The sequence below is a fragment of the Pseudomonas poae genome (assembly GCA_028869255.1).
Taxonomy (GTDB): Bacteria; Pseudomonadota; Gammaproteobacteria; order Pseudomonadales; family Pseudomonadaceae; genus Aquipseudomonas; species Aquipseudomonas poae_C.
Genome location: CP110972.1, coordinates 5,218,904 through 5,241,844 on the forward strand (window position 1 = coordinate 5,218,904; position 22,941 = coordinate 5,241,844).

Genomic DNA, 22,941 nt, shown 5'->3' on the forward strand with positions numbered 1-22,941 from the left:
ACCAAAACCGCTGAAGTGCTGACCGGCGTGGCTCCGGCGGCGTTCGCAAGCCTGTGCCGCAGCCTGGACCTGGGGGCCAGTACCAGCAGCACTTACGCGACATCCTGGAACCCGCGCCGCTCTCCAATGCACCCCACACCGCCGCGCAGGTGCGCGGGCTGTTCCGCGCCCAGGCGCAACACGCCTTCGGGGTTGCCCTGCATATGGCCTATATGCAAAAGGCCTTTACCCCCCTGCAACATTTGCAACTGCACAGCCTTCAGCGTACGGGAAACCACACAGACATCCGCTATGGCCACCTGACGATTAACCAGGTGGTACTGCCCGCCGTCCTGGTGATCCAAGCGCCGACAATCGGCATGCCTTTCCTGCTCTACACCCCCGATGACCCGAGGGCGGCGTTTCGGCAGCACCCTTCCCTGAAAGACCTTGAGCACAGCCTGGCCGAGCGCTTGCTGGAACCACGCTACCTGACGTTCTTCGAGCGCCTTACGCCGTTGCAGCACCAGCAGACGCTGCTGAAAGTGAACCCGGCCTGGGTTAATTACGCGTCCATGACCACGCCCGGAAAACTCTACCGCGCCAGCCTCGACAAGCCAGTGAGCGTAACCGCGATCCCAAGAAACCTGTTCCAGGCCATGGCCCGGCAGCGCATCACCCAGATCCAAAGCGAAGCCCGCACCCTGGCGGTGCCCACCGCCGATGTCGACCTGCTAAGCCGGCAAAAACGCCTTCAGGGCTATGAAGACATCGGCAAGTCGCTGCTGTTTTTCGCGGCGTCGTTTATTCCGATTGTCGGGGAGGTGCTGCTGATGGTCAGCGCCGTTCAACTGATCAACAGCGTCTACGATGGATTTGCCGCCTGGAGCCGAGGGGACAGCGACGAAGCCTTGAACGACCTGCTGGACGTGGTGGACAACGTCGCCCTGGCCGCCGCCACGGCAGGCGCGATCAAGGCTGCCGGCGTGGCCACCCGCCTGGTAAAGGTGCAGGTGCACAACCGGGGCTGGCGCCTATGGAACCCAGACCTGACCCCCTACCGTCACCCCAAGGCATTGCCCGCCCATCTGGCCGCCGACACCCAGGGTGTCTACCTGCATGAAGAGCAGCGTTATCTGAAACTGGATGATCAGCACCACGCCGTGCAACTCACGCCTGATGGCAAGCAATGGCACCTGCCTCACCCGAGCGCCCCGCACGCTTACTCGCCGCAGATGCTGAGCAATACCGTAGGCGGCTGGCGCTGCGCCCATGAAAAACCCGAGGACTGGAGTGACCTCAAACTGATCAAGCGTCTGGGGCCTGATGCAACCAATATCACCCAACCCGCGGTTGAGCCCATCCTGCTGCTGGGCGGCGTGGACAGCCTCACCCTGCGCCAGACCTATCAGGACATGACACGCCCCCGCCCCTGCTGCGCGACACGCTCAGCCACTTCAACCTGGAGCAGGAGATCAACGACTTCAGTATTGATCGTGCTGAAGGCAAAACGCTTACGCCCTACTCACCGCAGATCCAGTTCCACCTGGTGTGCTCGCTGCCGGAGTGGCCTGCGACCTACCGGCTGAACATTGTCGATGAACAGCACAACGTGCTGCTGACCCATGGCGCAGGCACGGTCGAACTTCAGGTTTCGGCAACGCGCTGGCGAAACGGCGAACTGCTGCATGCACTGCAAGAGCAATTACCTCAGGAAGACTTCAACAAACTGCTACCGACGCCATATATCGACTATTTCAGCAAGGTGGAGAACCTCGCCCTGCGCCTGCATGATCAGGCGCAGCAACAAAAGCCGCAGCTGTTTGCCTTGATCAATAGCGTGCGTGAAACAGCGGTTACCGAGGTTGAAAAAGACATTCTTGCCCAGGCGCCCGGCCTGTCCAAAACCCACGTTGAAGAAATGGCAGCCACCCTCAGCCAGAACGAACGGCAGCGCCTGCATCAGGACAAAAGCCTGCCCCCGCACCAGCAATGGGAAGCGGGCCAGTACCTCAATGCGATACGCGCCGCACGGGCGCGTGAAGGCATTTACCTCGACGCCCCCCATAACCCCGACAGCATCGCGCTTATGCTGTATGCCCTGGAGCAGTTGCCTGGCTGGCCAGGTGCGCGAATCGAGGTCTACGACGACAGCAACAGCGGCCCCTTGCTGGGCAGCATCGGCAGCGAACCTAACAGCGTGCGCCATATCCTGATTCGCCGGGGTCAACAGTACATCGCCCAAGACACCCAGGGCGCCGACCTGCACCTGCCGGGCGATCTGTTCAGCACCCTCGAACGCAGCCTTGGCGAGCCGCTACGCCAGGCGCTGGTGAGCCGATCGAGCGCCCATAGCCTCAAAGCCGCTGTCCAACGACGCAGCCTGTCGCTAATCGCCCAACATCCACCGCGCCGGGCCAGCGCCGCCGCGCAAACACTGTCGCAGACCAACGACGCCGCGCTGGATACGCTGTTCGCCGAGCCAAGCCCTCCCCAGGGCATGACCCTGCGCGCCGACGGCATCTATCAGGCGCCGCCGCTTCCCGACGGCAGTTACCCCTGCTACATCCTGGATCAGCAGCACTACTACCGAGTCAAATCCGATGACCTGGGGTGGCAACTGATCGATGCTCGAAGCCCTTTCAGGGCCTATAGGCCGTATGTGCGCCGAACCACGCCGGGCGGTTGGGAAATTGACCCTGCCAAAGGCGCGCTAATGGGCGGAATGCCAGAGGTGCCCGCACCACGGGGCGCGCCCATGGACTCCAGCGACGAATTCGAGTCGGCGCGCTCGTCCAGTGACTACGAGTCGGCCGAAGAGGGCGCGGTGAAGGTGCTTTACACCCCGCACGAGTTGGCCCACATGCGCTCCGAGCGCAGTTATCAGTACAGCCAGAACTATCGACGCATCTATGATCGTGCCAACAATGGCCGCTACCCATTGCGCAACGAACAAGGGCGCGCACTGCGAATCAAGCGCCTGCAGAACTTTGGCAAATCACTCACTTCACCCACCCTGTTCAGCAAACAGCTGGTGCTGCCCTACATCCAATGGGAAGGTTTCGAGAACGTCGCACGCCTCTACGATGACAAACTCGAGGTGGTCCCCTTCACCGCTGCCCATCAGAAATTCCCGGAAGAGGCGGCACTGATCGGTCAGGCCACCGTCATGACCCGAAAACCGATCAAAAGAGGTGAAGCGCTCGGCGTCTATGGCGGGGAGCTATTGCCTTATTACATTGCAGCTTTTCGACAAGACCCTTACATCATCGATGTCAAACCCTTCTCCCCCACACCCGCCGCACCCCCACCGGTACTGTCAGGCGACAATATAATTTCGCGGATCAACACGATTCTCGAGTATGAGGGAGGGGTTCCAGCCAGGCAGGCAGCGTCGGGTTACAACGTTGAAGCGGCAGTGTTCAATGCCGACGTCCAGGCAGGCGCAGCCGCACTGGAGCGTTTTGAAATCAAGGTAATGTTTGCCAGTGAGGACATTCCAGCCGCCACCGAGCTGCGCTGGAACTACCAGTACAACGAGGCCACGGTCAGGGCGCTGTTCGGCCCCCTGCCTAACTCACACTGACCGCGTTATTCGTCTTCGAAGTTGTAGCTGCCCGGCGCCAGGTTCTCGAAGCGTGTGTACTTACCGATAAATGCCAGGCGTGCGGTTCCGATCGGGCCGTTACGCTGCTTGCCGATGATGATCTCGGCGACCCCTTTGTATTCGGTTTCCGGGTGATAAACCTCGTCCCGGTACACGAACATGATCACGTCGGCATCCTGCTCGATCGCTCCGGATTCCCGCAAGTCGGAGTTGATCGGGCGCTTGTTCGGCCGCTGCTCAAGGGAGCGGTTGAGCTGCGACAGGGCAACCACCGGGCAGTTGAATTCCTTGGCCAGGGCTTTCAACGAGCGGGAAATCTCGGAAATTTCGTTGGTACGGTTGTCACCGCCCGAACCCGGGATCTGCATCAGTTGCAGGTAGTCGATCATGATCAGGGCGATGTCGCCGTGTTCACGTACCAGGCGACGGGTACGCGCACGCATTTCCGAGGGGCTGATACCCGCCGTGTCATCGATAAACAACTTGCGGTCGTTAAGCAGGTTGACCGCCGAGGTCAGCCGCGGCCAGTCGTCATCTTCCAGGCGGCCGGCGCGAACCTTGGTCTGGTCGATGCGGCCCAGGGACGACAACATACGCATGATCAGCGATTCACCTGGCATCTCCAGCGAGTAAACCAGTACCGCCTTGTCGCTGCGCAATACGGCGTTTTCCACCAGGTTCATCGCAAAGGTGGTCTTACCCATGGAGGGACGGCCGGCGACGATGATCAAGTCGGACGGCTGCAGGCCGCTGGTCATGCCATCCAGGTCGGTGTAGCCGGTGGACAGGCCAGTGATGGCGTTGTCGGTGTTGAACAGGGTATCGATGCGGTCGATGGCCTTGGTCAACAGGTCGTTGACGCTGACCGGGCCGCCGGTTTTCGGCCGCGCTTCGGCGATCTGGAAGATCTGCCGTTCGGCCTCGTCGAGAATCTCTTCAGCGGTACGGCCTTCAGGGTTGAAGGCGCTGTCGGCGATTTCGGTGGCGATACCGATCAACTGACGCAACGTGGCCCGCGCACGGACGATCTGCGCATACGCCTTGATGTTGGCGACCGATGGCGTGTTTTTCGCCAGCTCACCGAGGTAACCCAGGCCGCCGACCTGGGAGGTCTGGCCTTCCTTGTCCAACTGCTCGGCCAGGGTCACTACGTCGATCGGCGAGTTCTGGTCGGCCAACTTGGCGATGGCGCGGAAGATCAGGCGGTGGTCATGGCGATAGAAATCACCGTCCGAGACCTGATCCAGCACGCGCTCCCAGGCGTTGTTGTCCAGCATCAAACCACCGAGCACGGCCTGTTCGGCCTCGATGGAATGCGGCGGCACCTTCAGGGCAGCGGTTTGCAGATCGTATTGCTCGGGAGCTGAAATATCGTTCATGGCCACTTGGAATTAGGGGTGTGTAGAAAAACAAAAGGCACGACCTGTAAACAGGATCGTGCCCGATGTTAACCGCCCGGCACGCGAGGTGCCAGTCAGTTACGTGCTGCTTAAGCTGCTACCACTACAACGCGTACGGTGGCTTCAACTTCGGCGTGCAGGTGCACGGCTACGTCGAATTCGCCTACGTTGCGGATGGTGCCGTTCGGCAGACGAACTTCGCTCTTCTGCACTTCAACGCCGGAGGCGGTCAGTGCATCAGCGATGTCGTGGGTGCCGATCGAACCGAACAGCTTGCCTTCGTCACCGGCAGTGGCAGTGATAGTCACTTCCAGCTCAGCCAGTTGGGCAGCGCGAGTTTCGGCCGAAGCTTTTTTGTCTGCTGCTGCTTTTTCCAGCTCAGCACGACGCTCTTCAAACGCAGCCAGGTTGGCAGCGGTTGCAGCGGTGGCTTTGCCGTAAGGCAGCAGGTAGTTACGACCGTAGCCGGCCTTAACGTTCACTTTGTCGCCCAGGTTGCCCAGGTTGGCGACTTTTTCCAGAAGGATCAGTTGCATGTGAAAATCCTCTAACTTTTAACCTTCACCGTTCGCGTTATCGGCGTCTTTCGGCGCCAGACGACCGCGAAAATCAATCAGGCCGTCGACAATGGCCAAAACCACGAGTAACGGATAGATCAGCTGCGTGAACAGCAACAGCGTGACGTACAACCCTACCAGCCAGAACCTGGCCAGCCGCTTCTGCGCGACCAGCCCATGAATCAGGGCCAATCCGGCAAACACCAGCGGTACGCTGCAAAACAGCGCCAGCAAGGCCATCAATGAACCGAAGTACGGTCCGACAGCCATGAGCGCCAGCAGCAACATCGCCGGGCCCGCGGGGATTCTGATACTGCGAAACTCGCGACCAAAACCACCCGGGTTGTACAACAACGCCTGCCAATAACGCCCAAGCATCAGGCTCAGCACGCTGACAATCTGCAACACTACCGCCATCAGGCCGACCAGAATCGGTGCTATCAGTGCCGCCAGGCGCGCTCGCTCATCTACCGACAACTGCTGGTAGAGATCCCCGAGGGCCAGGGGCAGGATCTTGACGATCTCCTGCGCCAGCGCCTCGATTTGCGGGCGGAAAGCCGCGCCAAGCACTACTGAATACACCAACCCCAATGCCACGCTGACCAGCAGCGTGCGGACCCAGGACTCGCTTGCGCGTAAAACCAACGCAAGGCTCGACGACCCCAACAGCACCATAAGCACCTTGGGTTCGCCCAATTGCAGCCACCAGATCAAACCGGCCAGCAACCCCAGGGCCAGGACACCAACGGCGTCCTGTAAACCGCGCCGCAGGAGCACAAGGCAACCCGCAGCAGCAGCCAACCAATACAACAACGGCAATGCTGCACATCCAGCCACTACCAGAGTGGCCTGCACACGACCGCGCATGATGAACTCAGCTAAGGCGCGCATGCATTCAATCCCTTACTACTTGTCGACTGCCCGGTCTCAGCGGCCGTGGCTGTCGGTGTAGGCCAGCAGGGCCAGGAAGCGGGCGCGCTTGATAGCGGTGGCCAGCTGACGCTGATAACGTGCTTTGGTACCGGTGATGCGGCTTGGAACGATTTTGCCGGTCTCGGATACGTAAGCTTTCAGAGTGTTGAGATCTTTGTAATCGATCTCTTTCACGTCTTCAGCGGTGAAGCGGCAGAATTTACGACGACGGAAGAAACGTGCCATTTGATAGGCTCCTTAAAAGGTCCGTGGATTACTCGTCAGCGTTATCGCTGTTGTCGCTGTCATCACTGTCAGCGCTATCAGCGCCTTCGTGCTCAGGACGGTCGCGACGCTCACGGCGCTCACTGCGGTTTTCTTCAGCCTTGAGCATCTCGGATTGGCCGGTAACGGCTTCTTCGCGACGGATGACCAGGTTACGGATCACTGCATCGTTGTAGCGGAAGTTGTCTTCCAGCTCGGCCAGGGCCTTGCCAGTGCACTCAACGTTCAGCATCACGTAGTGAGCCTTGTGAACATTGTTGATTGCGTAGGCCAGTTGACGACGGCCCCAATCTTCCAGACGGTGGATTTTGCCGCCGTCTTCTTCGATCAGCTTGGTGTAACGCTCTACCATGCCGCCGACTTGCTCGCTTTGATCCGGGTGGACCAAAAAGATGATTTCGTAATGACGCATGAATGCTCCTTACGGGTTGTAGCCTGCCGCTCAAAAACGGTCAGACAAGGAGTGAATGACACTTATGGATCTTGCCGCAGGGAGGCACATCGGTGCCTGCCAGGAAGGCAAGGGGCGCAATTGTAGAGAAGGGGGAGAAACGGCGCAAGGTGATTGGTGATTATTTGAACAATCTCCCAAACACCTCAAAAACAAATGTGGGAGCTGGCTTGCCTGCGATGACAATGGCACCGGCAACATCTCTGCTGACTGGCACACCGTCATCGCGGGCAAGCCCGGCTCCCACAGGGCACTGCTTACTTCTTGGCTTTGGCCTTGGCGCCACGCTGGCGCTGGGCTTCAAACAGGCACACACCGGTCGCGACCGACACGTTAAGGCTGCTGACGCTGCCGGCCATCGGCAGGTGCACCAGGTAATCGCAGTGCTCACGGGTCAGGCGACGCATGCCTTTGCCTTCGGCGCCCATGATCAGGATGGTCGGGCCGGTGAGGTCCTGGTCATAAATACTGACCTCAGCCTCCCCCGCCGTGCCCACGACCCACAGGCCGCGCTGCTGGAGTTTCTCCAGGGTGCGCGCCAGGTTGGTCACGGCCACCAGCGGAATCACTTCCGCCGCACCGCAGGCGACCTTACGCACAACCGGCGTCAACGTCGCCGACTTGTCTTTAGGCACGATCACCGCCAGCGCGCCGGCAGCATCCGCCGAACGCAGGCAGGCGCCGAGGTTGTGCGGGTCGGTCACGCCGTCCAGCACCAGCAGCAGCGGCGCGCCTTCGGTGCGGTCGAGCAGCTCGTCGAGCATCGCTTCACCCCAGACCTGGCTCGGGCTTACGTCCGCGACCACGCCCTGGTGAACGCCTTCGACCCACACGTCCATTTCACGCCGCTCGGCCTGGCCGATGGCGACTTTGTTTTGGGTGGCCAGCTCGACCAGCGCCTGTACACGCGGCTCGCTGCGGCCTTCGGCCAACCACACTTGCTTGACGCGCTTGGGGTGGTGACGCAGCAGTGCTTCTACGGCGTGCACGCCGTAGATTTTTTCCAGACTCATGACTTGGCCTTAGGTTTGCGCGACCCGCCGCTTTTCGCGGGGGCAGAGCCCGCTTTTGGCGGGCCTTTACGATGTTTACTCGGCTTGCTCGACGGCTTTTCCGCCCCGTGGGACTTTCCCCCAGACGCCGCTTTACCACCGCTTTTGGCTTCGTTGAGCAACTGCTGCTTCAACTCACGGCTCTTGCGCACTTCGGCATTTTTTGCCGCAGCGTCGCTCGGACGGTAGGCCTCAGGGGCTTTTTCCTTGACGGAAGAGCGACGACCGGCCGGTTTGGATGCTGCAGGCTCGGCGGCCGCTGCTTTCGCAGGAGCCCCTTTGCCTTTGGCTGCCGGCGCGGCGGTTTCGCTGCCACGCTTTTTACGGCCATTCGGTGTTTCGGCCGGCTTGTCAGGCATGCCGAAGTCGATCTTGCGCTCGTCGAGGTCGACGCGCATGACCTGCACTTCCACGGTATCGCCCAAACGGAAGCTGCGACCAGTGCGCTCGCCCGCCAGGCGGTGATGCACAGGGTCGAAGTGGTAGTAGTCGCCCGGCAAGGCGGTGACGTGCACCAGACCCTCGACGTAAATGTCGGTCAGTTCCACAAACAGACCAAAGCCGGTCACGGCGGTGATCACGCCCGGGAACGTCTCGCCCACACGGTCCTTCATGAACTCGCACTTGAGCCAGTTCACCACGTCGCGGGTGGCTTCGTCGGCGCGGCGCTCGCTCATGGAGCACTGCTCGCCCAACTGTTCCAGCGCCGCTTCGTCGTACGGATAGATCCGCGCCTTCGGAATGGTCATGGCACCGGCGCGCTTGACGTGCGGGGTGTTCTGCTTGGAATGGATCACGCTGCGGATCGCCCGGTGCGTCAGCAGGTCCGGGTAACGGCGAATCGGCGAAGTGAAGTGGGTGTACGCTTCGTAATTCAGGCCGAAGTGGCCCTAGTTGTCGGCGCTGTACACCGCCTGGCTCAGGGAGCGCAGCATCACGGTCTGGATCACATGGTAATCCGGACGGTCTTTGATGCTGGCCAGCAAGGCCTGGTAATCCTTCGGCGTCGGGCCGTCCTTGCCTTTGTGCAGGGACAGGCCAAGCTCGCCGAGGAAGGCGCGCAGTTTTTCCAGACGCTCCGGCGGCGGGCCATCGTGCACGCGGTACAGCGCGGGGATTTCGTGCTTTTTCAGGAATTCAGCGGTGGCCACGTTGGCCGCCAGCATGCATTCCTCGATCAGCTTGTGCGCATCGTTACGCGTGGTCGGGGTAATGGCGGCGATTTTGCGCTCGGAACCGAAGACAATCCGGGTTTCCTGGGTTTCAAAATCAATCGCACCGCGCACATGACGAGCGCCCAGCAATACTTTGTACAGCGCGTAAAGCTGCTTGAGGTGCGGCACGACATGGCCGTACTCGCCGCGCAGGGCTTTGGCTTCGCTGGTTTTCGGCTGCTCCAGGATGGTGCTGACCTTGTTATAGGTCAGACGCGCCTGGGAATGGATCACCGCTTCGTAGAACTGGTAATCGGTCATTTCGCCGGTTTTCGAGATAGTCATCTCGCACACCATGGCCAAACGGTCGACCAGAGGATTCAACGAGCACAGGCCGTTGGACAATTCTTCCGGCAGCATCGGAATCACGCGCTCGGGGAAGTACACCGAGTTGCCGCGCACCTGGGCCTCGTTGTCCAGGGCCGAACCGATTTTCACGTAGCTGGAAACGTCGGCAATCGCCACGTACAACTTCCAGCCGCCGGAGAACAGGCGCAGCTTGCCTGGCTTGGCTTCGCAGTAGACCGCATCGTCGAAGTCGCGGGCGTCTTCGCCGTCGATAGTGACGAACGGCAGATGGCGCAGGTCGATGCGCTTCTCTTTGTCCTTCTCTTCCACTTCGGGCTTGAGCTTGCGGGCTTCCTTCACGACGGCTTCAGGCCATACGTGCGGGATATCGTAAGTACGCAGCGCGACATCGATCTCCATGCCCGGCGCCATGTAGTTGCCGACCACTTCGACCACATCACCTTGCGGCTGGAAGCGCGGGGTTGGCCAGTGGGTGATTTTCACCTCAACGAACTGACCGACCTTGGCGTTGGCGTTGCGGCCCGGAGTGATCAGCACTTCCTGCTGCACCTTGGGGTTATCCGGCACGACAAAACCGATGCCGCCTTCTTCGAAGTAGCGACCCACGATGGTCTCGTGACCACGGGATACGACTTCAACGATCACGCCTTCACGGCGACCGCGACGGTCCAGGCCGGAAACACGCGCCAGGGCACGGTCGCCATCGAAAACCAGGCGCATTTGCGCCGGGCTCATGAACAGGTCATCGCTGCCATCGTCCGGGATCAGGAAGCCGAAGCCGTCACGGTGGCCGGCGATGCGGCCCAGGATCAGGTCGAGCTTGTCCACCGGCGCATAAGTGCCACGGCGGGTGTAGATCAATTGAGCATCGCGCTCCATGGCACGCAGGCGGCGGCGCAGGGCTTCGAGCTGGTCTTCGGTGGTCAGACCGAACTCTTCAACCAGCTGCTCGCGGCTAGCAGGCGAACCCCGATCGGCGAGATGCGCCAGGATCAGTTCGCGGCTAGGAATAGGGTTTTCATATTTTTCCGCTTCACGAGCGGCCTCGGGATCGAGGGACTGCCAATCGGCCATTAGAGAATTTTCACCTTGTCTATATGCGGGTTAGTTTGGCATACGCGTATTGAAACGGGAAATTTCAGACGCCAACAAGCCTTTTAAAGCCCTTTGCAGCCCCTGACAGACACCTTGCACGACCATTGGTGAGATTTTCCAGGCTTTTTTCATGGCAGGGGTTTACAGCTTAAAATTCGCTCCGTATAGTGCGCGCCATCGACGACGGCAACGTTGTTGATGCTGCCCAGGTGGTGAAATTGGTAGACACGCCAGCTTCAGGTGCTGGTGATCGCAAGGTCGTGGAAGTTCGAGTCTTCTCCTGGGCACCAATTTCAAACTCAAGATTTCAACCTTGAGTCTCCAAAAACCCGCGAAAGCGGGTTTTTGCGTTTCAGGCCTTTGATTTTTAACAAGAATCTTGATTTATATTTTTGAATCAGGGGTTTACAGATCAAAAAGCCCGCCGTATAGTTCGCCCCATCAACAGCGGCAACGTTGCTTGATAATGCCCAGGTGGTGAAATTGGTAGACACGCCAGCTTCAGGTGCTGGTGATCGCAAGGTCGTGGAAGTTCGAGTCTTCTCCTGGGCACCAAATTCAGATCAAACCCGCGAAAGCGGGTTTTTTCGTTTCCGGGGTTTGAAAACCTGCCCAGCGATTTACCCCTTGTCCGCACTTGAGAAGTTTTATCGTTTATCCTTGCAATGATTTGTTGCATACAAGCGAGGAACACTTCGGATGATGATCCGCGATACCCGTCTCAAGACATCCCTTCTGCGTGGCCTGACCCTCACTCTGCTCGGCCTGACCCTGCTCTCGCCCACCGCCTACTCCGCCGACAAGGCCTCTCTGACCCTGTACAACGGCCAACATAAAGAAGTCGGCGATGAACTCGCCAAAGCCTTCGAGGCCAAGACCGGCATCCACGTCAACGTGCGCAAAGGCAGCAGTAACCAGCTGGCCAGCCAAGTGGTAGAAGAAGGTGATCGCTCCCCGGCCGACGTGATCTACACCGAAGAATCCCCCCCCTGAACAAACTCGGCGAGCAAGGCCTGCTGGCGAAGATCGACGCCGCCACCCTTGATGTATTGCCCAAGGATTACGTCGGCAGCAATGGCGACTGGATGGGTGTGACCGCACGCACCCGCGTCGTGGCCTTCAACCCGAAACTGATCGCTGAAAAAGACTTGCCCAAGTCGGTACTGGATTTCGCAGGCCCCGAATGGCAAGGCAAGGTCGGCTTCGTACCCACCAGCGGCGCGTTCCAGGAACAGGCCGTGGCGATCATCAAGCTGCACGGGCGTGAAGCCGCTGAAGAATGGCTGACCGGCCTGCGCGCCTTCGGCAAGGTGTACAGCAACAACATGGTCGCCCTCAAAGCCGTGGAAAACGGCGAAGTGGCCACCGTACTGGTGAACAACTACTATTGGTTTGCCCTGAAGAAAGAAAAAACCAATCTGGATTCCCAACTGCATTACTTCACCAATGGCGACGCAGGCGGCCTGATCACCGTGTCGTCGGCTGCAGCGCTCAAATCCAGCAAACACCCGAAAGAAGCGCAGCAACTGCTGGCGTTCATGGCCAGTGAAGAAGGCCAACGCGTGATCACCAACACCTCGGCCGAATACCCGCTGCGCAAGGGCATGCAGTCCAACCGTGGCCTCAAGCCCTTCAGCGAGCTGCAACCGCCGAAAGTCACCCCCGCCGACCTGGGCAACGCCGAAGAAGCCCTGGACCTGGAACGTGACGTTGGCTTGAACTGATGAATCCATCGCTACCCGCCCCCGCCCTGCGCGGGGGTTTCAGCCCGCGGCGCAAGCGCCCCTCGATCTGGCTGTTGCTCCCTGTGCTGTTTCTGGTTGGCCTGAGCCTGCTGCCACTGGTGTATGTCGGGACCAAAGCCTGGCAGGCCGGCTGGGCGGAGGCGGTGCACCTGTTGTGGCGGCCCTATGTATTCGGGTTGCTGCGCAACACCCTGGCCCTGATGATCGGGGTTACGGTGGCTTGCGGCGTGATCGGCCTGTCCCTGGCCTGGCTGCTGGAGCGCAGCAACCTGCCGGGGCGACGGATCTGGGGCGTGATCCTGTGCCTGCCATTCGCAGTGCCGGCGTTTGTCAGCAGCTTTACCTGGGTGTCGCTGAGTGCCAACTTCGAAGGGCTCGGCGGCGCGATTCTGGTGATGACCCTTTCAAAGTACCCGCTGGTGTTTCTGCCGGTGGCGGCGACCCTGCGCAATCTTGACCCTTCGCTGGAAGAATCGGCGCGCACCCTGGGCCTGAATCGCTGGGGCGTGTTTTTTCGGATCACGCTGCCTTTGCTGTGGCCTTCGCTGCTGGCCGGGGCGCTCTTGATTGCATTACATATGCTGGTGGAATTCGGCGCGCTGTCGATTATCGGCCTGCAGACGTTTACCACCGCGATCTACCAACAATTCGAACTGGAATTCAGCAATGCCAATGCCGCGATGCTCTCGGCGGTGCTGCTGGTGATGTGCCTGACCCTGCTGTGGCTGGAGTTGCGCGTGCGCGGCAAGGGTCGCCACGTACGTATCGGCCAGGGCGCAGCGCGGCACGCGGAACAGGTCAAGCTGGGCCAGTGGGCGGCCCTGGGCCAGGCGTATTGCCTGGCGCTGGCGATCATCGGCAGCGGCATTCCCCTGGGGATGCTCGGGTACTGGCTGGCGGTGGGTTCGTCGGCAGCGTTTCCGCTGGCCGAGATTGGCGAGGCGTTACTGTCTTCGCTGGCGTTGTCCCTGGGTGGCGCCGCACTGTGCCTGGCGCTGGCGGTGCCGGTGGGGCTGCTGGTGGTGCGCTACAAAGGCCAGCTGGCGATCTGGGCCGAACGCCTGCCATACCTGCTGCACGCCCTGCCCGGCCTGGTCATTGCGCTGACGCTGGTGTACTTCGCACTGCATTACGTGCCGGCGCTGTATCAAACGTCGGCATTGCTGCTGATTGCGTATGCATTGCTGTTTTTGCCACTGGCTCAGGCACCGATCCGCACGGCCCTGAACAAGGCCGCGCCGCAGCTGGAAGAAGCCGCACGCACGTTGGGCGCATCATCGTTCAGCGCGTTTTGCCGGGTGACCCTGCCGATTATCTTCCCGGCATTGGGTGCGGCGTTTGCGCTGGTGTTCCTGGATGCAATGAAGGAATTGACGGCGACCCTGCTGCTCAGCCCGACCGGGCTGAACACCCTGGCCACGGCCGTGTGGGCGCATACCTCGAATGTGGAGTTTGCGGCGGCAGCGCCTTATGCGGCGCTGCTGATTCTGGTGTCGGGGTTGCCGGTGTATTTGCTCACGACGCGGATGTACCTGAGCCGCTGAGATCGCTATCGGGGGCAAGCCCTTCCCACAGGTTGAAATGCATTCCAAATGTGGGAGCCGGCTTGCCTGCGATGCCGCCGGTGCAGACGAAGCTAGGCCCGAAACTGCCCCAGACTCGCCTTCAACTGCGCCGCCAACCCATCCAGCACCTTGCCACTGGCGGTCGTCTCCTGCACCGCCTGCGCCGCACGCTCGGCCTGGGCATGGATCACCTCAACCCGCCCACGCACCGCATGCGCGCCCTGCGCCTGATGCTCAGCCGCACGCGTGGCCAACCCAATCGCCGCATGCACCTGCTCGACTGAAGCCTGCACGGTCTGCTGCAAGCGCACGCTGTCACGCAGCACCAGCAAACCTTCATTGGCCTGGCGCCCAGCCTTGCCGATGGTTTCCACCGCCTCACGCGCCCCCTGCTGCAGCGCAACGATATGCGCCTGGATATCACCGGTAGAGCTTTGGGTTTTACTTGCCAGCGCCCGCACTTCGTCCGCCACCACCGCAAAACCACGTCCGGTTTCACCGGCACGCGCCGCTTCGATGGCCGCGTTGAGCGCCAACAGGTTGGTCTGTTCGGCAATACCGTGAATCACCGTCAGCACCACTTCGATCTGCTCACTCTGCTGTGCCAGCCGTTCAATCACCTGAGAGCCGGCCTGCACTTGCCCCGCCAGCGCCTCGATCAGGCTGCCGACTTCCGTCGAGGTGCGTGAGTTTTCGTCCGTGGCCTGGCGAATATCCACCACCTGCTGCAACGCCGCCTGCATCGCATGGCTTTCGGCCTGGGCTTCGTCGGCCATTTGCGAGAGGGCGCGCAAACTTTCGGCGACTTCGTCACGCTGCAAGCCGGCCGCCTTGTCGGCCCCGGCATTGCGCAAGGTCATGGCGCCGATTTCCACACCGGTACGCTGAGCCACATCGCCCGCCTCACGCACGATCGGCTGCAACTTATCCACAAAGCGATTGACCGCCGACGCCATGTCGCCGATTTCGTCCTTGCTGCTGATCTGCACACGCTTGGTAAGGTCGCCCTCGCCAGCCGCCAGGTCGTCCATGGCCGCAATCAACAGCTTCAGCCGATTGACCACGCGCCGCCCGAGCACCACGGCGATCAGCAGCAACACGCCAAAGCCAACCACCGCAAGGCCCATACCGATGCGCCAGCGCAGCGTGCCGGCAGCCTCCTGCACGGCGCCGGTGGTGTTGGCGGTCATTTGGGTTGCGGTGGCTTGCGCCGACTGCAGGCGTGCGCCCATGGCTGCCGCACTATCGGCCGCCGCACCCTTGAGGCTGTCGCCCACCAGTTGATCACCACTGGCGATCAGCGCGGCAAAACGCTTGTCCAGCGCCGCCAGGTCGGTCTCTACGGCCGCGGTCGAGACGCCCATGCGCACCTTGCCAATCTCAACGCCGTTAGGGCTGATGGACGCCTCGACGTAGAACACCGAAGGGTCATTTTTTGCCGCATCGAGCACTTTATCCAGGGCGCGGTCGCCCTTGCCCTTTTCCAACAGTGCCTGGTTGATCGGGTTTTCACGGTTCAGGTAACGGGTCAGGTGCTCACCCGCCGCGTCGTCATACACCACAAACAATACATTCGGATTGCGCTGGGCGCGCCGGGCAAACTCCGAGAGTGTCGGCACGTCGCTGTCCCACATGGCGCGGGGCGCCACCGAGGCCAGCAGTTGCGCCATGTCATTGGCGGAGTCCTGCAGGTCTTTTTCCAGGGTCGCACGCAATTGCTTCTGCTCTTCCTGCAGACGCGTGGAAAGCCCCGCCGTAAGACGCTGACGGGTGCTGGTGGAAAGGCTGTCCAGGCTCGACGTGACTTCCTTGCCGGCCTGAGCCAATTCACCCGACAGTTTCTGGCTGTCGACCCCCAGGCGATTGCCTAAATCGGCCTCCAGGGCCGTGACCGTGCTTCGGGTTAGAGCGACCGCCACCAGCACCTGCACCAAAAGAGCGATACCGAGGGTAACGAACACCGGCCGCAACAGACGGCTTTGTAACAATGAGAGAACGGCAGACATCGGGAATCCCTCCACCACGGGTGCCATTAATTTGATAGCACCGCGAAAGAAAGAACCAAAGCAAGGGTCGTGCCGCTTGATGAACAGAAACGACAAAGGGCTCCCGAAGGAGCCCTTTGCTTTTTACATCAACAGCTTATTAAGCGAACGGGTGACGCAGAACGATGGTTTCGTTGCGGTCCGGCCCCGTCGAAATAATGTCGATCGGTGCGCCGATCAGCTCTTCAACGCGCTTGATGTAAGCACGGGCGTTGGCCGGCAGCTCTTCCAGGGTTTTGGCACCCACGGTCGATTCGGTCCAGCCCGGCACTTCTTCGTACACCGGCTGCAGGCCCACGTAGCTGTCGGCGTCAGTCGGGGCAACGTCTTTGCCGTCTGCATCTTTGTAGCCGACGCAGATATTGATGGCTTCCAGACCGTCGAGCACATCCAGCTTGGTCAGGCAGATGCCCGAGATGCTGTTCACATCGATAGCGCGACGCAGGATAACGGCGTCGAACCAGCCGCAACGACGAGCACGGCCGGTGGTCGCGCCGAATTCATGACCTTGTTTGGCCAGGTGCGCACCGACTTCGTCGAACAGTTCAGTCGGGAACGGACCCGAACCTACACGGGTGGTGTAAGCCTTGGTGATGCCCAGGATGTAGTCCAGGAACATCGGGCCAACACCCGAACCGGTCGCAACACCACCCGCGGTGGTGTTGGAGCTGGTCACGTACGGGTAGGTACCGTGGTCGATGTCCAGCAACGAACCTTGGGCGCCTTCGAACATGATGTCTTTGCCGGCGCGACGCAGGTCGTGCAGCTCGGCAGTCACGTCCAGCATCAGCGGCTTGAGCAGCTCAGCGTATTCCTTGCACTCGGCCAGGGTCTTTTCGAACTCGATGGCCGGCTCTTTGTAGTAACCCACCAGCATGAAGTTGTGGTAATCCACCAGTTCACGCAGCTTGTCTTCAAAGCGCGGCATGTTGAGCAGGTCGCCCACACGCAGGCCACGACGGGCAACCTTGTCTTCGTAAGCCGGGCCGATGCCGCGACCGGTCGTACCGATCTTCAGCTCGCCACGCGCCTTTTCACGGGCCTGGTCCAGCGCAACGTGGAAGGACAGGATCAGCGGGCAGGACGGGCTGATACGCAGGCGCTCGCGCACCGGTACGCCTTTCTCTTCCAGCTTGGTGATCTCACGCAGCAGGGCGTCAGGTGCAACCACCACGCCGTTGCCGATCAGGCACTGCACGCCTTCGCGCAGCACGCCCGACGGGATCAGGTGCAAGACGGTTTTTTCGCCATCGATGACCAGGGTGTGGCCAGCGTTGTGGCCACCTTGGTAGCGCACTACGGCGGCAGCATGTTCGGTCAGCAGATCAACGATCTTGCCTTTGCCCTCATCACCCCATTGGGTGCCCAGGACTACGACATTCTTACCCATAACACTTGTCCTCATTCGCGCAAACTTGGTGCCGGCGATGGCCGGCAGGAAAACTCAAGAAGCCAGTGGCGATACTTGCCAAAGCCCGTTCTGCAGAATCAATTGCCGGTCGCAGTCCGCTTCACGGGCGGCGGCCAATGGCTGCCCAGGCAATGCCTGGACAACACGCTGACCCTCACTGCGCAACTGGCAAACCTGCTGCCAGAGTGCTGCGTCCGTACTGTCGGGCATCCAGATGCCACCAGACGGCAGCTCGACCTCAGCACGCCCCAGGGTCACCAGGGTTTTCAAATCGGTGGAAAAGCCGGTGGCCGGACGCGCACGACCGAAGTCGGCGCCGATATCGTCATAACGACCGCCTTGGGCGATGGCCTGGCCAACACCCGGTACAAATACCGCGAACACCACACCGGTGTGGTAGTGGTAGCCGCGCAACTCACCCAGGTCGAAATACAGCGGCAACTCCGGGAAGCGCGCCGACAACTGCTCGGCAATCGCCAACACGTCATCCAGTGCCGCCAATACCGGGGCCGGCGCCTTGGCCAGACGCTCCCGCGCCGCCACCAGCACTTCACGGCCGCCGCACAGGTTGACCAGTGCGCGCAGCATTTCGGCGAGGTCAGCCGGCACGCTTTCGGTAAGCGCGATCACTTCGTCGATCGCCTTGCGTTGCAGGGCATCGAACAATTGTTGTTCCACTTCACCGGACAAACCGGCCGCACGCGCCAGGCCACGGTAGATACCGACGTGGCCCAGGTCCATGTGCACATCCGGCACATCGGCCAGTTGCAGCATGGCCAGCATCAGGCTGATCACTTCAACGTCGCTGCTCGGGCTGGCGTCGCCGTACAACTCGGCGCCCAACTGGATCGGGCTACGCGAAGACGACAAGGCACGCGGCTGAGCATGCAGCACGCTGCCGGCGTAGCACAGGCGGCTCGGGCCTTCGCGGCGCAGGGTGTGCGCATCGATGCGCGCCACTTGCGGCGTGATGTCGGCACGGAAACCCATTTGCCGACCCGACTGCGGGTCGATGACCTTGAAGGTGCGCAGATCCAGGTCCTGGCCCGCGCCGGTCAGCAGGGATTCCAGGTACTCGATATGGGGGGTCACGACAAACTCGTAACCCCAGCTCTGGAACAGATCCAACACCTGGCGACGCGCTACTTCAATGCGCGCAGCTTCCGGTGGCAGTACTTCTTCGATGCCATCTGGCAGCAGCCAGCGGTCTACCGTTGCCATTACGCCATTCCCCTATGATCCGGGCGGCCAGCCCTCGGCCGAGCCTTGAGTGAAGCAGAAAATACCCGCCCCCTGCATAAACCACGCGCAAGAGCGACGTGACGAACGACCTGTAACCGGCCTCGTCGGGCACTTTCCTCGAAAAACCTGTCACGCCTGCCGAATCAAACATGCAGACGCAAAAAAGCCGGGAATTTCCCGGCTGCCGCATCATACACCCGTTTTCTGAAAGGATCACCCCGCCAGGCGTTTTAGCCGCCAGGCGGGAGTGATGCCTACAGAATCACGGGCCGGTTACTTGGACTTTTCCAGGTAGCGGAAGAAGTCGCTGCTTGGGTCCAGCACCATGACGTCGGTTTTGTTCGCGAAGCTTTCACGGTAGGCGCGCAGGCTACGGTAGAACGCGTAGAACTCCTGGTCCTGGCCGTACGCCTTGGCGTAGATCGCCGCGGCTTGAGCATCACCATCACCACGCGCCTCTTCAGACTCGCGATAGGCTTCAGCCAACAGTACACGACGCTGACGATCGGCATCCGCACGGATCCCTTCCGCCAGTTCATTACCCTTGGCGCGGTGCTCACGGGCTTCACGCTCACGCTCGGTGCTCATACGCTCGAACACGCTGCGGTTCACTTCCTTCGGCAGGTCAATGGCCTTGACCCGAACATCGACCACTTCGATGCCCAGCTCTTTTTCCGCCATTGTGTTCAGCGAACGGGTGATATCCGCCATCAGCGCATCACGTTCACCAGATACCACCTCGTGCAGGGTGCGCTTACCAAACTGGTCACGCAGGCCCGACTCCAGACGGCGCGACAAACGCTCGTCGGCAATCTGCTTGAGGCCGGAAGTCGCGGTGTAGAAGCGCTCGGCATCCTTGACGCGCCACTTGGCGTAGGCGTCAACCATCACGGCTTTCTTTTCCAGGGTCAGGAAGCGCTGTGTCGGTGCATCCAGGGTCATCAGGCGGCCGTCGAACTTGCGCACCTGGTTCACGTAGGGGACTTTCACATGCAGGCCCGGCTGGACATCCGCCTGGACCACACGACCGAATTGCAGCAACACCGCGCGCTCGGTCTGAGACACGATGTAGAAGCAGTTCCAGGCAGCGATGACCACGACGACGCCCACAATCAGGGCGGTCAGCGATTTATTGCTCATCAACGACTCTCCCTGGTACGTGTTTGCTGTTGCAGCAAGTCAGCGGCCGCACGGGCGCTCGCTTCGTTGGCAGCGGCATTGGAACCGGTGGACGGTGCGCTGGTGCTGCTACGACCACCTTCGATCATCTTGTCCAGCGGCAGGTACAGCAGGTTGTTCTGCCCACCTTTGCTGCCGGTCACGAGGACCTTGCTGGTGTTGCTGAAGACTTCCTGCATGGTGTCCAGGTACAGACGCTCACGCGTGACTTCCGGAGCCTTGCGGTACTCGGCGACCAGCTTGGTAAAGCGATCCGCCTCACCCTTGGCGCGGGAGACCACTTCGTCGCGGTAACCGTTGGCATCTTCGAGGATGCGCTGGGCCTGACCACGGGCTTCCGGCACGACGCCGTTGGCATAGGTTTCAGCCTGGTTGCGCGAACGCTGCTCGTCTTCACGGGCGCGGATCACGTCATCGAAGGCTTCCTGCACTTCACGCGGTGCCGCTGCGCTCTGTACGTTCACCTGGGTAACGGTGATACCGGTGCGGTAGGTATCGAGGAACCGTTGCAGGCGCTCCTTGATTTCGCTGGCCATCAATTCACGACCTTCGGTCAGCACCTGGTCCATGGCGGTGGAACCCACCACGTGGCGCAGGGCGCTTTCGGTCGCGTGTTGCAGACTGATTTCCGGCTGATCAACGTTCAGCACGAAGTCCTGCAGGTTGCTGATCTTGTACTGCACGGTCAGCGGCACTTCGACGATGTTCTCGTCTTCGGTCAGCATCTGGCCCTGCTTGGTGTAGGCACGCTCACGCGTGACGTTCTCCATGTACTTCTTGTCGATCGGCGGGAAATAGATGTTCAGGCCGGGGCCGACTGTTTCGTAGTATTTGCCGAAGCGCAGCACCACGGCCTGCTCCTGCTCATCCACTACGTAAACGGCGCTGTACAGCCATACGGCCGCCAGCACGACAAGACCCAGGCCCAGCAGGCCGTAGCCGCCGCCCTTGCTTGTGCGACCGCCGTCGTCACCACCACGTTTTTTTCCACCACCGAACAACCCATTCAGGCTTTCCTGCAGCTTTCGGAAGGCCTCGTCGAGATCTGGTGGCCCCTTGCGGTCGCCATTATTGCGGCGTTTACCACCCCAAGGATCCTGATTATTCGAGTTGCCACCCGGCTCATTCCAAGCCATAGCGCTCTCCATCTGATAAAGCAAAGACGCACCCACGGCGCGCCGACCAATGCTACAGAATGCCTGCTACTGCGGCACAACCGCTTTCGGAGGCTTTTATTGCAAAGTGTGTTGTTCGATGAACTCTGTCGGTACGACACCCTCGCGGCTGACCAGCCGGTTGAGCTCCGAGCGCGGCAATCGAACGGCCAGCAAGCTGACCCCTTCTTCGTCGTGTTCTTCTTTCTGTACCGCGCCCAGCTCGAAAAACTGTGCACGCAGTCGAGCAAAACGCTGAGGCAAGCGCAAGGTGCCGACAAACAAATCACTGCCCAACAACTCGGCAATGGCCTGTTCAAGCAGCTCCAAACCACTCCCATCTCGCGCCGACAGCCAGACCCGCTGGGGCTTGCCGTTCTCGTCACGCTGGATTTGTGGCTCAACGCCTTCAAGCAAATCGAGTTTGTTATAGACCTCGAGGATCGGCAAGTCCTGGGCACCAATCTCACCCAGCACCACCATCACCTGCTCAATCTGCAGCATGCGATCCGGTTCGGCCGCATCGATCACGTGCAACAGCAGGTCGGAATTGCTCGACTCTTCGAGCGTAGACCGAAACGCCTCGACCAGTTTGTGTGGCAAGTGGCGAATAAAACCCACGGTGTCGGCCAGGACAATCGGCCCCAGGTCGTCGATATCCAGACGGCGCAAGGTCGGGTCCAGCGTGGCGAACAGCTGGTCGGCCGCGTACACGTCGGATTGGGTCACGTTGTTGAACAGCGTGGATTTGCCGGCGTTGGTATAGCCCACCAGGGACACGGTAGGGATATCCGCCCGCGAACGACCACGGCGCGATTGCTCACGCTGGCTGCGGACTTTTTCCAGGCGGCCCTTGATCTGGCGCAGGCGCACCCGCAGCAGACGTCGGTCGGTTTCGAGCTGGGTTTCACCCGGGCCACGCATGCCGATACCGCCACCCTGACGCTCAAGGTGAGTCCAGCCACGAACCAGCCGGGTGCTCATGTGGTCAAGCTGGGCCAGTTCAACCTGGAGCTTGCCTTCATGGGTACGGGCGCGCTGGGCGAAAATATCGAGAATCAGGCCGGTGCGGTCGATCACGCGACACTCGAAAACACGTTCGAGGTTACGTTCCTGACTGGGCGTGAGGGTGTGATTGAAGATCACCAGATCGGCTTCTTCAGCATGGACCAGGTCGCGCAGCTCCTCGACCTTGCCGCTGCCAATCAGGTATTTGGCGGTTGGCCGATGACGCGGTACGTTAAAAAACGCAACGGTCTCGGCGCCGGCCGAATTTGCCAACTCCTGAAACTCCTGCGGATCTTCGCGCGCCTCAGGGTCCTGTCCATCCAAGTGAACGAGGATTACTCGCTCACCACCACCGTGGCGCTCAAAGAACAAAGGAGACTCCTATCAGGCGTTACCTGGCTCAGCGTCACCCTGTTCATCACCGGCTGCGCTAGGCAGACGGATTGGACGAACTGGAACGACTGTCGAGATAGCGTGCTTGTAAACCATCTGGCTGACGGTGTTTTTCAGCAGGATCACGAACTGGTCGAACGACTCGATCGTGCCTTGCAGCTTGATACCGTTGACCAGGTAGATGGAAACCCCCACTTTCTCTTTACGTAAAGTATTCAAGTAAGGGTCTTGTAGCGAATGCCCTTTTGACATGTGCCGCACTCCTTTAAGGATCAATAATAAAAAATCGGAAAATAGATAGCTTATGGCCGTCACACCCCCAAGGATAGACGGCAATT

At 60.5% G+C, this 22,941-nt stretch carries 17 protein-coding genes, 2 tRNA genes and 2 pseudogenes; 6 read left to right on the top strand and 15 right to left on the bottom strand.

Annotated elements, in window-relative coordinates:
• The first annotated feature begins 53 nt into the window (after positions 1-53).
• Together LRS56_23770 and LRS56_23775 are read left to right on the top strand one after the other, a co-directional pair.
• Complete coding sequence (locus LRS56_23770) at positions 54-1,568, top strand: hypothetical protein (protein WDU61784.1); 1,515 nt, start codon at positions 54-56, stop codon at positions 1,566-1,568.
• On the top strand, positions 1,529-3,565 hold the full coding sequence (locus LRS56_23775) for a hypothetical protein (protein WDU61785.1): 2,037 nt from the start codon (positions 1,529-1,531) through the stop codon (positions 3,563-3,565). The genes LRS56_23770 and LRS56_23775 overlap by 40 nt, the downstream gene beginning before the upstream one ends.
• A gap of 5 nt (positions 3,566-3,570) precedes the next feature.
• Here LRS56_23775 and dnaB read toward each other — a convergent pair whose 3' ends face one another.
• From dnaB to rnr, 7 genes and pseudogenes are all read right to left on the bottom strand, one after another.
• Positions 3,571-4,965 (bottom strand): replicative DNA helicase, encoded by a 1,395-nt coding sequence (gene dnaB / locus LRS56_23780; GenBank protein WDU61786.1) that lies wholly within the window; start codon positions 4,963-4,965, stop codon positions 3,571-3,573.
• A 110-nt stretch (positions 4,966-5,075) separates the two neighbouring features.
• Entirely contained in the window at positions 5,076-5,522 is a 447-nt protein-coding gene (rplI, locus tag LRS56_23785; GenBank protein WDU61787.1) for a 50S ribosomal protein L9, read from the bottom strand.
• Between the two features lie 18 nt (positions 5,523-5,540).
• Entirely contained in the window at positions 5,541-6,434 is an 894-nt protein-coding gene (locus LRS56_23790; protein ID WDU61788.1) for a hypothetical protein, read from the bottom strand.
• A gap of 36 nt (positions 6,435-6,470) precedes the next feature.
• The gene (rpsR, locus tag LRS56_23795) at positions 6,471-6,701 is read right to left on the bottom strand and encodes a 30S ribosomal protein S18 (GenBank protein ID WDU61789.1); all 231 of its coding nucleotides are present in this window, start codon (positions 6,699-6,701) and stop codon (positions 6,471-6,473) included.
• Positions 6,702-6,729: 28 nt separating this feature from the next.
• Complete coding sequence (gene rpsF / locus LRS56_23800; protein ID WDU61790.1) at positions 6,730-7,152, bottom strand: 30S ribosomal protein S6; 423 nt, start codon at positions 7,150-7,152, stop codon at positions 6,730-6,732.
• A gap of 296 nt (positions 7,153-7,448) precedes the next feature.
• Positions 7,449-8,204: a 23S rRNA (guanosine(2251)-2'-O)-methyltransferase RlmB gene (gene rlmB, locus LRS56_23805; protein ID WDU61791.1), complete on the bottom strand. Its 756-nt coding sequence runs from the start codon at positions 8,202-8,204 to the stop codon at positions 7,449-7,451.
• Positions 8,201-10,840: pseudogene (gene rnr / locus LRS56_23810) on the bottom strand (ribonuclease R). The gene rlmB and the pseudogene rnr overlap by 4 nt, the downstream one beginning before the upstream one ends.
• A gap of 224 nt (positions 10,841-11,064) precedes the next feature.
• Here rnr and LRS56_23815 point away from each other — a divergent pair.
• Positions 11,065-11,151 (top strand) — tRNA-Leu (locus LRS56_23815).
• 9 nt (positions 11,152-11,160) lie between these two features.
• Here the strand turns inward: LRS56_23815 and LRS56_23820 are convergent.
• Positions 11,161-11,355 (bottom strand): hypothetical protein, encoded by a 195-nt coding sequence (locus tag LRS56_23820; protein ID WDU61792.1) that lies wholly within the window; start codon positions 11,353-11,355, stop codon positions 11,161-11,163.
• On the opposite strand from LRS56_23820, the gene LRS56_23825 reads away from it, so the two are divergent.
• The 3 genes and pseudogenes from LRS56_23825 to LRS56_23835 all read left to right on the top strand — a co-directional run bounded on the left by LRS56_23825 (position 11,330) and on the right by LRS56_23835 (position 14,150).
• A tRNA-Leu gene (locus LRS56_23825) sits at positions 11,330-11,416 on the top strand. The genes LRS56_23820 and LRS56_23825 overlap by 26 nt on opposite strands.
• A gap of 144 nt (positions 11,417-11,560) precedes the next feature.
• Positions 11,561-12,585 (top strand): annotated as a pseudogene (locus LRS56_23830) (extracellular solute-binding protein).
• On the top strand, positions 12,585-14,150 hold the full coding sequence (locus LRS56_23835; protein ID WDU61793.1) for an iron ABC transporter permease: 1,566 nt from the start codon (positions 12,585-12,587) through the stop codon (positions 14,148-14,150). Before LRS56_23830 ends, LRS56_23835 begins: the two are co-directional and overlap by 1 nt.
• A 92-nt stretch (positions 14,151-14,242) precedes the next feature.
• Here LRS56_23835 and LRS56_23840 read toward each other — a convergent pair whose 3' ends face one another.
• The 7 genes from LRS56_23840 to hfq form a co-directional block, all read right to left on the bottom strand.
• Positions 14,243-16,177 (bottom strand): methyl-accepting chemotaxis protein, encoded by a 1,935-nt coding sequence (locus tag LRS56_23840; GenBank protein WDU61794.1) that lies wholly within the window; start codon positions 16,175-16,177, stop codon positions 14,243-14,245.
• A gap of 139 nt (positions 16,178-16,316) precedes the next feature.
• Positions 16,317-17,606 carry an adenylosuccinate synthase gene (locus tag LRS56_23845; GenBank protein ID WDU61795.1) on the bottom strand — a complete coding sequence of 430 codons (1,290 nt, stop codon included), beginning with the start codon at positions 17,604-17,606 and terminating at the stop codon, positions 16,317-16,319.
• A gap of 54 nt (positions 17,607-17,660) precedes the next feature.
• Entirely contained in the window at positions 17,661-18,848 is a 1,188-nt protein-coding gene (locus tag LRS56_23850; protein ID WDU61796.1) for an ATP phosphoribosyltransferase regulatory subunit, read from the bottom strand.
• A 294-nt stretch (positions 18,849-19,142) separates the two neighbouring features.
• A complete protein-coding gene (gene hflC / locus LRS56_23855) occupies positions 19,143-20,009 on the bottom strand; it encodes a protease modulator HflC (protein WDU61797.1) in 867 nt (288 codons plus the stop codon).
• The gene (hflK, locus tag LRS56_23860) at positions 20,009-21,184 is read right to left on the bottom strand and encodes an FtsH protease activity modulator HflK (protein ID WDU61798.1); all 1,176 of its coding nucleotides are present in this window, start codon (positions 21,182-21,184) and stop codon (positions 20,009-20,011) included. The genes hflC and hflK overlap by 1 nt, the downstream gene beginning before the upstream one ends.
• A 96-nt stretch (positions 21,185-21,280) precedes the next feature.
• The gene (gene hflX / locus LRS56_23865) at positions 21,281-22,582 is read right to left on the bottom strand and encodes a GTPase HflX (protein WDU61799.1); all 1,302 of its coding nucleotides are present in this window, start codon (positions 22,580-22,582) and stop codon (positions 21,281-21,283) included.
• A 12-nt stretch (positions 22,583-22,594) separates the two neighbouring features.
• On the bottom strand, positions 22,595-22,855 hold the full coding sequence (hfq, locus tag LRS56_23870; protein ID WDU65803.1) for an RNA chaperone Hfq: 261 nt from the start codon (positions 22,853-22,855) through the stop codon (positions 22,595-22,597).
• Positions 22,856-22,941 lie beyond the last annotated feature (86 nt).